The organism is Cutibacterium nasicola (assembly GCF_051303185.1).
In the GTDB taxonomy this organism is placed as follows: domain Bacteria; phylum Actinomycetota; class Actinomycetes; order Propionibacteriales; family Propionibacteriaceae; genus Cutibacterium.
The window spans coordinates 99,598-112,718 of sequence record NZ_JBPPGE010000002.1 but is presented as its reverse complement, the minus strand read 5'-3'; the positions used below and the strand labels follow the sequence as shown (position 1 = coordinate 112,718).

General features: G+C 65.1%; 12 protein-coding genes and 1 tRNA gene. 8 read left to right on the top strand and 5 right to left on the bottom strand.

The annotated features are described in order from the left end of the window. Positions 1-9 precede the first annotated feature (9 nt). Genes cobO through cobA form a run of 3 tightly spaced genes read left to right on the top strand, consistent with a single transcriptional unit; the run spans position 10 to position 3,832 of the window. On the top strand, positions 10-624 hold the full coding sequence (gene cobO / locus ACSJJT_RS04335) for a cob(I)yrinic acid a,c-diamide adenosyltransferase (RefSeq protein WP_036979703.1): 615 nt from the start codon (positions 10-12) through the stop codon (positions 622-624). Further along, positions 624-3,056: a bifunctional hydrogenobyrinic acid a,c-diamide synthase/histidinol phosphate aminotransferase CobBC gene (gene cobBC, locus ACSJJT_RS04330; RefSeq protein ID WP_435917152.1), complete on the top strand. Its 2,433-nt coding sequence runs from the start codon at positions 624-626 to the stop codon at positions 3,054-3,056. Before cobO ends, cobBC begins: the two co-directional genes overlap by 1 nt. Then, positions 3,056-3,832, top strand: coding sequence for a uroporphyrinogen-III C-methyltransferase (gene cobA, locus ACSJJT_RS04325; protein WP_435917151.1), 777 nt, complete (start codon positions 3,056-3,058; stop codon positions 3,830-3,832). Before cobBC ends, cobA begins: the two co-directional genes overlap by 1 nt. Here cobA and ACSJJT_RS04320 read toward each other — a convergent pair. Beyond that, on the bottom strand, positions 3,826-4,578 hold the full coding sequence (locus ACSJJT_RS04320; protein WP_435917150.1) for a cobalt-precorrin-6A reductase: 753 nt from the start codon (positions 4,576-4,578) through the stop codon (positions 3,826-3,828). The two genes, cobA and ACSJJT_RS04320, sit on opposite strands and share 7 nt — an antisense overlap. Before the next feature lie 225 nt (positions 4,579-4,803). On the opposite strand from ACSJJT_RS04320, the gene cobT reads away from it, so the two are divergent. The 4 genes from cobT to ACSJJT_RS04300 all read left to right on the top strand — a co-directional run bounded on the left by cobT (position 4,804) and on the right by ACSJJT_RS04300 (position 8,226). Further along, positions 4,804-6,474 carry a nicotinate-nucleotide--dimethylbenzimidazole phosphoribosyltransferase gene (gene cobT / locus ACSJJT_RS04315; RefSeq protein ID WP_435917149.1) on the top strand — a complete coding sequence of 557 codons (1,671 nt, stop codon included), beginning with the start codon at positions 4,804-4,806 and terminating at the stop codon, positions 6,472-6,474. Next, positions 6,471-7,310, top strand: a complete 840-nt coding sequence (locus ACSJJT_RS04310; RefSeq protein WP_279186939.1) for an adenosylcobinamide-GDP ribazoletransferase — start codon at positions 6,471-6,473, stop codon at positions 7,308-7,310. The genes cobT and ACSJJT_RS04310 overlap by 4 nt, the downstream gene beginning before the upstream one ends. Further along, on the top strand, positions 7,307-8,071 hold the full coding sequence (locus tag ACSJJT_RS04305; protein ID WP_435917147.1) for a helical backbone metal receptor: 765 nt from the start codon (positions 7,307-7,309) through the stop codon (positions 8,069-8,071). Before ACSJJT_RS04310 ends, ACSJJT_RS04305 begins: the two co-directional genes overlap by 4 nt. 79 nt (positions 8,072-8,150) lie before the next feature. Continuing rightward, positions 8,151-8,226 (top strand) — tRNA-Thr (locus tag ACSJJT_RS04300). A 188-nt stretch (positions 8,227-8,414) separates the two neighbouring features. Here the strand turns inward: ACSJJT_RS04300 and ACSJJT_RS04295 are convergent. From ACSJJT_RS04295 to ACSJJT_RS04285, 3 genes are read right to left on the bottom strand one after another with little or no spacing between them, the layout of a single operon-like run. After that, entirely contained in the window at positions 8,415-8,879 is a 465-nt protein-coding gene (locus tag ACSJJT_RS04295; RefSeq protein WP_435917146.1) for an S-ribosylhomocysteine lyase, read from the bottom strand. Positions 8,880-8,923: 44 nt separating this feature from the next. Then, on the bottom strand, positions 8,924-10,105 hold the full coding sequence (gene manA / locus ACSJJT_RS04290) for a mannose-6-phosphate isomerase, class I (RefSeq protein ID WP_435917145.1): 1,182 nt from the start codon (positions 10,103-10,105) through the stop codon (positions 8,924-8,926). A 48-nt stretch (positions 10,106-10,153) separates the two neighbouring features. Continuing rightward, positions 10,154-10,438, bottom strand: coding sequence for a DUF3263 domain-containing protein (locus ACSJJT_RS04285; RefSeq protein WP_435917144.1), 285 nt, complete (start codon positions 10,436-10,438; stop codon positions 10,154-10,156). Positions 10,439-10,774: 336 nt separating this feature from the next. On the opposite strand from ACSJJT_RS04285, the gene groL reads away from it, so the two are divergent. After that, positions 10,775-12,406: a chaperonin GroEL gene (gene groL, locus ACSJJT_RS04280; RefSeq protein ID WP_435917143.1), complete on the top strand. Its 1,632-nt coding sequence runs from the start codon at positions 10,775-10,777 to the stop codon at positions 12,404-12,406. 70 nt (positions 12,407-12,476) lie between these two features. On the opposite strand, the gene ACSJJT_RS04275 is transcribed toward groL, so the two are convergent. Next, positions 12,477-13,028, bottom strand: coding sequence for a hypothetical protein (locus tag ACSJJT_RS04275; RefSeq protein WP_435917142.1), 552 nt, complete (start codon positions 13,026-13,028; stop codon positions 12,477-12,479). Positions 13,029-13,121: the final 93 nt, after the last annotated feature.

The following is a 13,121-nucleotide window of genomic DNA, read 5'->3' as shown; positions in this document are numbered from 1 at the left end:
AGGTCGTTCATGCCGCACGCGCGCAGTGGCGCCACACCAGACGACGGGCTGTCCACCAGACAGCGACGATTACGGCCAGTTCTTGCTGTGAACACCGGCGAGGGCAAGGGCAAGACGACAGCGGCGATGGGTACCGCCCTGCGCGCCTGGAACCAAGGGTGGAAAGTCGGCGTCTTCCAGTTCGTGAAGTCCGGACGATGGCATGTCGGCGAGCAGGACGCCCTGCAAGCTCTCGGGAAACTCCACGAGGAGACCGGTGCCGGCGGTCCCGTCACATGGGAGGTCATGGGGACTGGATGGTCCTGGGCACGCTCCTTCGATGCCGCCGATGACCCCGAGGCCGCTGCCCGCGAGGGGTGGCGACACGTGTCGGAACTCCTGGCCAGCGAGGCGCTTGATTTCTACCTTCTTGACGAGTTCACCTACCCGCTGGACTGGGGATGGCTCGATGTCGACGAGGTCGTCGACACACTGGTCAACCGCCCCGGCACCCAGCACGTCGTCATCACTGGCCGTCGCGCCCCGGCAGCCCTCGTCGAGGCCGCAGACCTCGTCACCGAGATGACCAAGGTCAAGCACCCCTTCGACGCCGGTCAGCGTGGTCAGGCGGGAATCGAATGGTGATGCGCATTCCACGAATCCTCATCGCCGCCCCGGCGTCGGGAGGCGGTAAGACGACCGTCGCGACAGGTCTCATGGCAGCCCTGCGTGCCACCGGCCGGACGGTGGCGCCGTTCAAGGTCGGGCCGGATTACATCGATCCCGGTTACCACTCGATGGCCAGTGGTCGTCCGGGCCGCAACCTGGACTCCGTCATGTGTGGTGACGAGCTCATGGCTCCGCTGCTGGCCCATGGTTTCGTCACCCCCGATGCGGCGGACATTGCGGTCATCGAGGGAGTGATGGGCCTCTTCGACGGCCAGCTCGGGACCGGACGCGGGTCCAGCGCCGAGATCGCCACCTCGACCCAGACCCCGGTGGTCGTGGTCGTCGACACCGCTCATGCGTCCCTCACCCACGCCGCAGTGGTGGCAGGTCTGGCGACGTTTGATCCGAATGTCACGATCGCCGGTGTGATCCTCAACCGGGTCGCCTCTCCTCGTCATGGTGCCGAGGTCGTGCGCGGACTCGACCGACTCGGCATCCCGGTGCTGGGGCGGATTCCGCGCACCGAGTCGATCTTCGTGCCGTCTCGCCACCTGGGCCTGGTCCCGGCGGGGGAGTGGGAGCACTCCGCCTCCAAGGTCGCCGGCCTGGGTGACCTCATCGCCGAACACGTCGATCTCGACGCCGTTATGGACCTGGCCGATTCCGCACCCGACCTCGACGTCGAGCCTTGGGATCCGCGAGCCGCTCTGCAATCAGCTGGCTGGCAAGGCCATTCCTTCGACGAGCCGCCGGTGGTCGGAATCTTCGCGGGGCGAGCCTTCACCTTCCGTTACCCCGAGACCACCGAGATGTTGCGGGCGGCCGGGTTCCGGGTCGTCGACGTCGATCCCCTCACCGATCGACGTCTTCCGGACGGCATCCAGGGCCTGTACCTGGGCGGTGGATTCCCGGAGATGCACGCCACGGATTTGGAGGACAACACCGAGCTCGCGGCAGATGTCCGCGCCCATGCCGAGGCCGGGATGCCGATCGTCGCGGAGTGCGCCGGGCTTCTCTACCTCTGCCGTCACCTCGACGGGCGCGACATGGCCGGCGTCCTTCCGATGGACGCGGCGATGGCGACGAGGCTGACGATGGGGTACCGGGTCGCCACCCGCAACTCCATCAGCGTCGTCGGCCACGAATTCCACCGCACCACGACGACGCCATTGGCTGACGTCGACCCGGCTTGGCACATCGCCATGCCCGACGGCACCGATCGTGCCGAGGGAGCTCTGGGAGACCCTGCTTCTCTGGGGCGTCCCACCGTTCAGGCCTCCTACCTGCACCTGCACTGGGCCGGTCACCCCTCCCAGGCGGCGTGGTTTGCCCGTGAGGTGGCGAGGTTCCACGAGGGGAGAGGGGCCCAGGAGGGCGAGCCTGACCTCAATCACCACGGGGACAGCGACATTGCCGACGGTCTAGTCGACCTGGCCGTCAACGTCCGCGTCCTCGAGCCGCCGCAGTGGCTTCGCGACGCAATCACCTCCACCGAGCACGACTGGGCGCGTTACCCTGACGCCGCCCCGGCCCGGGACGCCCTGGCCACCATGCACGGTGTGGGAACCGACATGGTTCTGCCCACCTCCGGAGCAGCCGAGGCCTTCCCCCTCATTGCGACCACGCAGCCGCACCACGCTGCGGTCATCCATCCTCAGTTCACCGAGCCGGAGGCAGCTCTGAGATCAGCCGGGATTGACGTCGACCGAGTCATCCTCAATGCCTCCGACGGGTTCGCACTGGATCCGGCCCTCGTCCCGGAGGATGCCGACCTCGTCATCGTCGGTAACCCCACGAACCCCACCGGTCGGCTGCACCCGGCGTCCGACCTGCTGACCCTGCGCCGCCCTGGTCGGATCCTCGTCGTCGACGAAGCCTTCATGGACGCCACTGACGAGTCCCAGTCCCTCATCGGCAACGACATGGGCAACCTGCTGGTGCTGCGTTCCCTGACGAAGACCTACGGCCTGGCCGGAATCCGTGCCGGATACGTCGTCGGGGATCCGCGACTCATCTCACGTCTGGCGGCTCACCAGACCCCATGGTCGGTGTCCACCCCGGCCGTCGCGGCCATGGTCTCCTGCACCTCCGAGGAAGCGTCTCGGTTCCGCAACCAGCTGCGTGACGAGATTCCCGCGGCCCGCGCCGACCTCGTCGGACGCCTTCGAGAACTCGGTCTGACCATCGTCGATTCCGAGGCTCCCTTCGTGCTCGTCGACACCTCGTCAATCAGCGGCGAATCGGTGCGTCTTCCCCTGGCTGATCGCGGGTTTGCCGTGAGGCGCGGGGAGACCTTCCCCGGTCTCGGTCCCAGCTGGATCAGACTCGCCGTCCGTGACACGAAGACACATGCTGAGCTCGCCCGAGCCATCTCCGATCTGACAGCACACCAACCCAAGGAAAACTGATGTCCTACTCCCCAGAACTCGTTCCCGGCACTGTCACCCTCGTCGGAGGTGGCCCCGGTGATCCCGGGCTGCTGACCGTTGCAGGGCTGGAGGCAGTGCGTCAGGCCGACGTCATCCTCCACGACCGTCTCGCTCCGGTCGTCGTCATGGACGAGAATCCGGACGCCGAGAAGATCCCGGTCGGCAAGGTGCCGCGCGGGCCCTACGTCCCGCAGGAGCGAACCAACGAGCTGCTCATCGAGCATGCCAGGGCCGGGCGCAAGGTGGTGCGCCTCAAGGGTGGCGACTCCTTCGTCTTCGGACGTGGTGGCGAGGAGTGGCAGGCCTGCGCCGCAGCCGGCGTCCCGGTGCGCGTCATTCCCGGAGTCACCTCCTGCGTGGCCGGCCCCGAGCTCATGGGAGTCCCACTGACCCACCGTCACCTGGTCCAGGGATTCACCGTCGTCTCGGGGCACGTCGCCCCCGGCGACACCCGGTCCGAACTCGACTGGGCACAGATCGCCAAGACTGGCACCACTCTCGTCATCCTCATGGGCGTGGCGCACATCGGTGACATCGCTGCACGCCTCATGGAAGGTGGACTTGCCGGTGACACCCCCGTCGCCGTCGTCGCGGACGCCTCACTGTTCACCCAGCGATCCCTGACGACCACCCTGGAGAACGCCGCTGAGGACATGGCCGAGGCTGGCATCAAGCCGCCGGCCATCACCGTTGTCGGAGACGTCGCGGGCCTGGACCTCGACGAGACCCAGGTCCACGAACCGTCTGATCACTGAGATTTCACCGTCGCGAGGTGGGCGTTGATCCACTGCACCGCCTCGTCGACCTCGCTGAGCTCGTCCCCCCAACCAGGGGCCGGGCCGCGTGACACCATGACGATCTGGACGTCGGTCTCGGCTGCCAGACGGAGTTTGGGGTCCAGCTCGGTGCCCCCGGAGTCCTTCGAGACGACGGTCTCCACACCCCCGGAGAAGATCTCACGCTCCCGGGCTATGGTGAAAGGGCCACGCTCCTGCAGCACCGTCCAGCCCTCGGGAAGCTCCTCCTCGGGGGCGTCAACGCAGCGCACGATGACCCGACGCGGGCCAAGGCGCAGGTAATGGCTGATGGGTTGGCGTCCCACCGTCAGCAGGACGACATCAGGCAGGTCCGCAAGGGCTCGTGCGGCGGCGTCGTGATCGTCCACCCAGTGCCAGGTTGCGGCTTCGGGTTGGGTACGCCAGCTCGGCGGTGCGAGCCGGGCCAGCGGCAGGTTGAGATCGAGACACGCCTGTGCGGCGTGGCCGTGCATGGTCGCGGCGAAGGGGTGTGAGGCGTCCACCATGACCTTGACCTCGTTGGCGGTGAGGAAGTCCTTGAGACCGTCGACACCGCCGAACCCGCCCAGTCTCGTCGGTCCTGGGACGGGTCGTGGGGACTTCGTGCGTCCCGCCAGGGATGTGCACAGGTCGATCCCGTCATCGACCAGTCGAGTGGCCAGCTGCCGGGCCTTTGTCGTGCCGCCAAGAATGAGGACGTCCATGACTCCATCAAAGCAGGCTGTGGGACAATGATCCTCGACCGCGGTGGAACACCGGTGTGAATCCGGGACGGTCCCGCCACTGTGACGCCATCGAGGCGAAGTCAGACCAGAACCGCGCACACCTGCCCCGACCGGGGTGGGACCACATTGCGACGCACGTGCGTGGCGTCCGGGACTGCGAGGACACAGGCCCGGGGGATGCGGCGGCGTCCCCGACGATGGAGCATGATGGCCCGACTGTCTGAATCCGTGTCCGCTGAGAGCCTGCTTGCCCGTACAGTGCGCGGCATTCGAGGAGCTGACGCCAAGGCCCTGGAGGCTGCCCGAGCCCGTCAGCAGGTGCTCACCAAGCCCGAGGGTTCGCTCGGGCTGTTGGAGGATCTCTCGATCCGGCTGGCGGGAATGTACGGACAGGTACCGGTCCCTGTCCCGAGCCACCCGGTCGTCGGGCTGTTCGCAGGCGACCACGGGGTGTGGGCCCAGGGAGTCTCCCCGGATCCTCAGGAGATCACCACCCAGCAGATGGCCAACATGGCGGCCGGCGGGGCAGCGATCAGCGTGTTGTCGCGGCAGATGGGTGCGCAGCTGTGGATCACCGACGTCGGTGCCCTCCACGAGGTCGACGCGCCCATTCGCCAGCGTTGCGTGCGACGAGGCACCGATGACATCTCCCAGGGCCCGGCCATGAGTGCTGACGAGGCCGTCCAGGCCCTTGAAGTCGGTATCGAGACCGGCCTGGAGGCTGTCGAGGGGGGAGCAGACATCCTCGTCACTGGCGAGATGGGCATCGCGAATACGACGCCGGCCTCGGCACTCATCAGCGTCTTCACCGGGTGCTCTCCTGCTGAGGTGACGGGTAAGGGCGCTGGGTCGGACGACCGTCGTCACCAGCACAAGATCGGTGTCGTGTCCCGCGCACTCCAGGTCAACCGGCCCGACGCCGACCACCCGGTTGAGGCATTGGCGAAGGTGGGAGGTTTCGAGCACGCCGCCATGGCGGGGTACATCCTGGCCGCGGCCTCCCGGCGTGTCCCGGTGCTCATCGACGGGGTTATCGCCTGCTCGGCAGCTCTGACGGCCACCGCGATCTGCCCGGAGGTACGCGACTTCGTCATCACCAGCCATGCCGGCGCCGAGCCGGGAATCACCGCGTCCACCAGCGCACTCGGTCTTCCGGCCCTGCTGGATCTGGGGATGCGGCTGGGGGAGGGGTCGGGGGCCATCCTCACCCTGCCAATCGTTCAGGCCAGCGCCCACATCCTCAACGAGATGGCCACCTTCGAGGACGCCGACGTCACCGACATCAAGGTGACTGGGGAGACCGATCTTCCCGATGCCCTCGATACGAGCGCTCCCCCTTGTCGAGTCCTGGTTCTGGGGGGTGCGCGATCCGGGAAGTCGACCTTCGCTGAGTCGAGGTTGCCCCGTGACTCCAAGGTCACCTACGTCGCCACCTCCGAGCGGAATCCCGACGATGCCGAGTGGGAGGAACGAGTCCGACTACACCAGGCCCGGCGCCCGGCGACCTGGAAGACCGTCGAGACCCCGGATATCGCGTCCGTGCTGCTGGCTGACGACGACTCTCCGGTACTCGTGGACTGCCTCGGGGTGTGGATCACGCGGGTCCTCGACGAGGTCGGAGCATGGGTTGCTGATCCCGGGGACGAGTCGTGGCAGAGGTCCTTGAGAAATCGCGTCGATGAACTGACCGACGCCATCCGTCGTACTCGGCGCGACGTCACCTTCGTCTCGAATGAGGTGGGGATGGGCGTCGTGCCTGACACCCCGGCGGGACGGCTTTTCCGCGACGAGCTGGGGCGCCTCAATGCGGCTGTCGGGGATGCCTGTGACGAGGTGTGGATGTGCGTGGCTGGAATCCCGAAGAGGTGGGCATGAGCGACGAACAACATGCAGATCTTGGGAAGCTGGGACCCCTGCGTGGAGTGGCCGAGGCCCTGTCCCTCTTCACGATCCTGCCTGGGCCATACCTGAACGACATCGATCGTTCGCTGGCTCGGCGGGCCATCACGGCTTTCCCCTGGCTGGGACTGTGCCTGGGAGTGGTGGCCGGCGGAATCGTTGCCCTGGTGCTCGGGTTGGGGGCTGGGTCGTGGTTGGCCGGGGTGCTCGCCGTGTGTTGGCTGGCGGGAGCGACCGGAGGCTTCCACCTCGACGGAGTCGCCGATACTGCTGACGGTCTGGGCTCGCGAGCAGCGCCTGACAAGGCCCTCGAGATCATGAAGAAGTCCGACATCGGTCCGATGGGTGTCATCAGCATCGTCCTGGTACTGATCGTGGACGCGGCTGCCGTGGTGAGCCTGGCCGGAACGACCGTTTCGGGGGCATGGTGGCGTGTGGCGATGGTGGTTGCGCTCGGGCCGGCCATCGGTCGAGCTGCCATTCTCTTCGCCACGATGACCGGCGTGCCCTGCGCTCGTCCGGGTGGATTCGGGTCCCTCGTCGCCGGGGTGACGACTCCTGAATCAGCCTCGATCAACCTGACGGTTCTGGGAGCTGTCATGGCCTTGGCGGGTTTTGTCGCCGGAGGCTGGCGGTGGTGCCTGGTCGCCCTGTTTTGCGCCGCATTGGCCCTGCTCATAGCGTGGGCCTGGATTCATCACCTGGTGAGGCGTCTGTCCGGGATGACGGGGGACACCTTTGGAAGCATCAATGAGGTGACGCAGATGAGTTTCTGGGTGCTGTCCGCCCTGGCCGTGGCGGTGGTGTCATGATCGACGATCTTGGTGCCGACGTGCCGGTGAGCGGACGAGTGCAGCGGGTGGTGAGCCTGGTGCCGTCAATCACCGAGGCGATTGCGGCGACGTGTCCGCAGACTCTGGTGGGATGCACGGATTACTGCATTCGGCCTGCCAACCTGGACGAGGCTGTCGGCCACGAGGTGGCGCGAATCAGGGGGACGAAGAATCCTGATCGGGCAGCTATCACCGACCTGGAACCAGATCTGGTCGTCGCCAATCAGGAGGAGAACCGCGAGCACGACGTCACCTTGTTGCGGAAGGCCGGTGTGCCGGTGTGGGTGACGCGGATCGACACGGTGTCCGAGGCGATCTCAAGCCTGACGAGGCTTTTCATGGAAGGGTTCGGCGTCCGGCGACCGCGGTGGTTGCGCGATGCCGACGAGGAGTGGAGCCAGTCGTGGACCGGCGAGGTGCGCAGTGCCGTGGTTGCGGTGTGGCGGGATCCGTGGGTGTGCGTCGGACAGGACACCTACATCGCCGACGCGCTGAGGCATGTCGGGGTGGAAGTGATCGATCTACCGGGGGAGTCCCGTTACCCCCACGCCGAACTGGCCGACCTCATCTCCGCCCGTCCAGACCGCGTCATCCTGCCCGACGAGCCCTACCACTTCGGCCCTGACGACGTCCCAGCTTTTCCGGGCCTTGACGTCCGTCTCGTCGATGGTCAGAAGCTGGCTTGGTACGGGCCCGCGATGGTCGGTGCGCGTCGGTACCTCGCACAGGCGTTGGCCTGACGACACTGTCGGCACATGCGTCAGTGACGTCTTGGGGGCGATGTGTGCCACAATGTTCCACGTCGTCGTGAGGCGACAGGCCTCTGTAGCTCAGTTGGTAGAGCGCCGCTCTTGTAAAGCGATGGTCGCGGGTTCGAATCCTGTCAGAGGCTCCACAACAGCCACGAGCTGGACCCGGTTGTGAATGGTTCCCCATTGACGCCGCACCACGCACCATCGCTTCGACCTGGTCAAATCGGCGGGACTGGGTGTGCAAACCGTCTATTCCGGGATCTCGAGTGACCGACCACCAACCGGTCGAAGGGCGACGTGAACGGTGAGCCCTTGAGCCATGATCACCTTCTCAGGCCATCACCCGTTCCCACTGGTCACGATGATCCAGCATCCGTCGGGCGGCGTCCTGAGCGGCTTCGATCGAATGGTTGGTTCCCCAGCCGCACTGCACCTCATTGGCCGCGGGGGTGGCGTCGAGCTCGAGGATGTCGCGCAGGGTGGTCTCGACGAGCTCACAGGTGGCCGGGACGTCCGGCTCGCCAACCATGATGAGGTAGAACCCGGTCTGGCATCCCATCGGCCCGAAATCGATGACGGATTCCGAGTGATTGCGCACGCACTCGGCGAAGGAGTGCTCGATCGAGTGGACCGCAGGCATCTCCAGATGGTCCTTGTTCGGCTGGCAGAACCTCACGTCGTACTTGGTGAGGGTGTCTCCAGCAGGCAGGTGCTTGATGTCGGCCACCCGCACGAACGGGGCCGCCACCTTGGTGTGGTCCAGGTTGAAACTCTCGACGTTCATCTTGTGTGCCATGGGTCCATCCTCTCGTAAGCTCGCGAATTCCACACGGGGTCGCGTCACACCCCAGCAGCAGCGAGGAATCCGTCGCAGTTCCCGTCCACCTGTACCTGTTCGCCAGCGGGAACCCAGACGGCCTGTCCATGCACGATCTCGTCAGTGCCCTGGGAACTCGAGCACACCGCGTACCCACCGGTGATGAGCAGGATTCGGGCCAGATCGCTGGCCGGCAGGATGGCTGGACGGGCGGTGTCGAGGTCGAGTTCCCACAGCCGGAACTGGTCATCGGTGCTCGGGAAGACCCGCAGACCGGGATCTGCCTCCTCGGCCGCCATGACTCGTGGTTCCTGGGTTTGGAAATCCACGATCCCTATCAGGGAGTCGACGTCAATGTGTTTGTCGGTGAGTCCGCCACGCACGACGTTGTTGGAGTCGGCCATGATCTCGATGCCCGTGCCTGACAAGTAGGAATGCATGAGACCGGGAGGGACTGTCAGCGATTCGCCGGGCTTGAGATGGATCCGGTTGAGCATGAGTGCCGCCAGGATCGACGGATCCCCGGGGAAATACTCGTCGAGCTCGACGGCCGTGCGAGCGAACTCACCCAGCGGCGTGTCCTCTCCAACGTGGTTGACGGCCCCTGACACCACCTCGGTGACGATCTGTCGGCGCAGGTCATCCCCGGTGATGCAGTCAAGGAAGGTCTCAGCCAGCGCCGCCGGGCCGGAACGCTCGGTGAGCGACCCCAATACCGGGTCCGTCGGGGTGTGCACGTCAAGCCCATCGAACAGCTGGCGTGTCTCATGCGGATCGCGGAACCCGCACAATCCTTCGAAATCGGTGAGGGCAACGAGGAGTTCCGGCTTGGGCCAGTCGTCGACGAAGGTGCGCTGGGGATCGTTGACGTCGACACCGGCCTGGTTCTCGCGCGCGAACCCCTGTCGCGCCATGCGTGCGTCAGGATGGGCCTGGAGGCTCAGCGGGCGGCGAGCCGAGAGGATCTTGAGCAGGAAGGGCAGCCTGGATCCGAAGGCATTGCGGCTGCGCTCACCCAGCTCGTCGGGGTGAGCCTTGAGGTATTCGGTGAGGGGAATGCCGTCAAGGGTCGACGGTGAGGTTCCATGGGCTCCGAGCCAGTACTCGGCCCAGGGCTCGCCGTCGGCTTCTTTTCCCAAGATGTTGGGGATGGCGTCATAGGAGCCCCAGGAGTACGTCCGGACCGTACCGGTCAGGCGTTTCATAGTGTGCCTCTCGTCAATGGTGGCGCATCGTAGACAATGCCGCGTGTGTCATCCGAGCAGCTGTGCGCTGCGGTTCCTGCGCTGTTGATTGCGGATTCGTTGCAGCCTCCCGATGAGGGAAGGCGCATATCGCGCGGCCGGCTCATCGTCGATCAGCTCGTTGAGCCGTAAGTGGTAACGGGGGGACGACATGCCGAGCTTCTCGCGGATGACGGTCTCCTTGTCAACACTCGGATTCCCGGCCTGCCAGGATTCCTCGAGATCCAGAATCGCGCGGTCCGATGCACTGAGTTCGCCGGACGTCACGGTTTCGGAAGTGGGGGAATCTGACACAGACCCAGTGTAGGACCCGTACCACACACATCATCTGGTGACGGGGCTCAATCTGTCTGAGGCCATCGTCAACACCACAATCGGCCACCTTCCGCTCGTCAACCCTTTGCACTCGCCGGGTGCGAGTGCTAAACATGATACTGGCACTCGGCAAGCGAGAGTGCTACTGCCCGGGTCGGTGTTGCGAGCGCCGAACGAGGGTGGTCATCCCGGTGATGAGATCACCAGATCGTCCGTCGCGGGCATCACGGGGAATCAGAACGCGGGGTCGCTCCCGCCACATCATCTGACGTCCACGGGCTGCCAAGCCCACCGGAGCGGAGGAATCCCCTAAATATGGCAAAACTCATCGAATTCAACATCGAGGCCCGCCGCGGACTCGAGGCGGGTATGAACACCCTCGCCGACGCGGTCAAGGTCACCCTCGGCCCCAAGGGCCGCAACGTCGTTCTCGAGAAGTCGTGGGGCGCTCCCACCATCACCAACGACGGTGTATCCATCGCCAAGGAGATCGAACTCGACGATCCGTACGAGAAGATCGGCGCTGAGCTCGTCAAGGAGGTCGCCAAGAAGACCGACGACGTCGCTGGCGACGGCACCACCACCGCCACCGTCCTGGCTCAGGCCATGGTTCGTGAGGGCCTGCGCAACGTCACCGCCGGCGCCAACCCGATGGGCCTGAAGAAGGGCATCGAGACCGCCGTCGAGGCCATCAGCGCTCGCCTGTCCGAGATGGCCATCGACATCGAGACCAAGGACCAGATCGCCTCCACCGCCTCCATCTCGGCTGCCGATCCCACCGTCGGTGAGATCATCGCCGAGGCCATGGACAAGGTCGGCAAGGAAGGCGTCATCACCGTCGAGGAGTCCAACACCTTCGGTCTGGAGCTCGAGCTCACCGAGGGCATGCGCTTCGACAAGGGCTACATCTCGCCCTATTTCGTCACCGACACCGAGCGCATGGAGGCTGTCCTCGAGGATCCCTACATCCTCATCGTCAACTCCAAGATCTCCTCGCTGAAGGATCTCCTGCCGGTCCTTGAGAAGGTCATGCAGTCCGGCAAGCCGCTGTTCGTCATCGCCGAGGATGTCGAGGGTGAGGCCCTCGCTGGTCTCATCGTCAACAAGATCCGCGGCACCTTCAAGTCCGTCGCCGTCAAGGCTCCGGGCTTTGGCGACCGTCGTAAGGCCATGCTCAACGACATCGCCATCCTCACCGGTGGCCAGGTCATCTCCGAGGAGGTCGGTCTGTCCCTCGACGCCGTCACCCTCGACCTGCTGGGCCACGCCCGCCAGGTTGTCGTCACCAAGGACGAGGCCACCATCGTCGACGGTGCCGGCGACTCCGAGCAGATCGCCGGACGCGTCGCCCAGATCCGCAAGGAGATCGAGAACTCCGACTCCGACTACGACCGCGAGAAGCTGCAAGAGCGTCTCGCCAAGCTCGCTGGCGGCGTCGCCGTCATCAAGGTGGGTGCTGCCACCGAGGTGGAGCTCAAGGAGCGCAAGCACCGTATCGAGGACGCCGTGCGCAACGCCAAGGCTGCCGTCGAGGAGGGCATCATCCCTGGTGGTGGTGTCGCCCTCATCCAGGCTTCCAAGGCTGCCAGGATCGAGGGCCTGGAGGGTGACGAGCTCACCGGTGCCCAGATCGTCGTGACCGCGTGCTCCGCCCCCCTCAAGCAGATCGCCATCAACGCTGGTCTCGAGGGTGGAGTCGTGGCTGAGAAGGTCGCCGGCCTGTCCGTCGGAGAGGGCCTCAACGCCGCCACCGGCGAGTACGTTGACATGGTCAAGGCCGGTATCATCGATCCGGCCAAGGTGACCCGCTCGGCCTTGCAGAACGCCGCCTCGATCGCGGCTCTGTTCCTCACCACTGAGGCCGTCATTGCTGACAAGCCCGAGCCCGTGAAGGCTGCTCCGGCTGGCGGTGACATGGACATGGGTGGCATGGGCGGAATGATGTGATCCAGTCCACCTGACTAAATGGGGCGGCTCCGATTGGAGCCGCCCCATTGTTTTTGTCGGTGACAACGGTTCAGAGGTGATCCGTGGATATCCTGCGCGATGGTGCCGGTGTTCGGACGAGGTGAATGATCGATACTGCCAGTGCTGCGACGAGCAGCACCATGCCGATGATGACGCCTGCCCCCATGTTCACACGCAGTTGGTCCGGTGTGCCCGCAAACGCCTTGTTGAGAGCGTGCATGGCGTTGGCGGTGAGCACCAGCCAGATCAAAGCCATGCATCCGGAGGACACAGCGGCGATGACGTCACCGAGTTTGCTGGTTGTCAGAGCGGTGACGACCCCGGCGGCAATGAGGATTATTCCTGTCCAAATGAGCATGGTGTGGATCGGATTGGTAACTGCCGGTAACCATGAATTGATCAAACCAAGTGTCTGGATATCGTCACTACTTTGATCCTCGACGGAACTGATCGAGATGTGACCCATGCCATTCATGGTGGCGCTGCTGTCAGTAGCGCTCACAGAGAGCCATGTGAACATGGGGATGAAGAAAAGCAGTATTCCCACAAGTACCAAGGCCCCGCTGAATAGGAGTGACGCCTTGTCCTGCTTGAGCCACATCGTGAAATGGTGGGATGACTTTGGTGTGTTGGATGATGCGCCCGGGTAATACGGGCCAGACTGCCTGTATTGCTGGGGGTTGGATTGGCTGTA

Bases quoted from the DNA above. Each gene is read 5' to 3' on its own strand.
- ACSJJT_RS04295 (WP_435917146.1), bottom strand. From the start codon at position 8,879: ATGGCACACAAGATGAACGTCGAGAGTTTCAACCTGGACCACACCAAG.
- ACSJJT_RS04275 (WP_435917142.1), bottom strand. From the start codon at position 13,028: ATGTGGCTCAAGCAGGACAAGGCGTCACTCCTATTCAGCGGGGCCTTG.
- ACSJJT_RS04320 (WP_435917150.1), bottom strand. From the start codon at position 4,578: ATGGACGTCCTCATTCTTGGCGGCACGACAAAGGCCCGGCAGCTGGCC.
- groL (WP_435917143.1), top strand. From the start codon at position 10,775: ATGGCAAAACTCATCGAATTCAACATCGAGGCCCGCCGCGGACTCGAG.
- cobA (WP_435917151.1), top strand. From the start codon at position 3,056: ATGTCCTACTCCCCAGAACTCGTTCCCGGCACTGTCACCCTCGTCGGA.
- cobBC (WP_435917152.1), top strand. From the start codon at position 624: ATGCGCATTCCACGAATCCTCATCGCCGCCCCGGCGTCGGGAGGCGGT.
- cobT (WP_435917149.1), top strand. From the start codon at position 4,804: ATGATGGCCCGACTGTCTGAATCCGTGTCCGCTGAGAGCCTGCTTGCC.
- cobO (WP_036979703.1), top strand. From the start codon at position 10: ATGCCGCACGCGCGCAGTGGCGCCACACCAGACGACGGGCTGTCCACC.
- ACSJJT_RS04310 (WP_279186939.1), top strand. From the start codon at position 6,471: ATGAGCGACGAACAACATGCAGATCTTGGGAAGCTGGGACCCCTGCGT.
- ACSJJT_RS04305 (WP_435917147.1), top strand. From the start codon at position 7,307: ATGATCGACGATCTTGGTGCCGACGTGCCGGTGAGCGGACGAGTGCAG.
- manA (WP_435917145.1), bottom strand. From the start codon at position 10,105: ATGAAACGCCTGACCGGTACGGTCCGGACGTACTCCTGGGGCTCCTAT.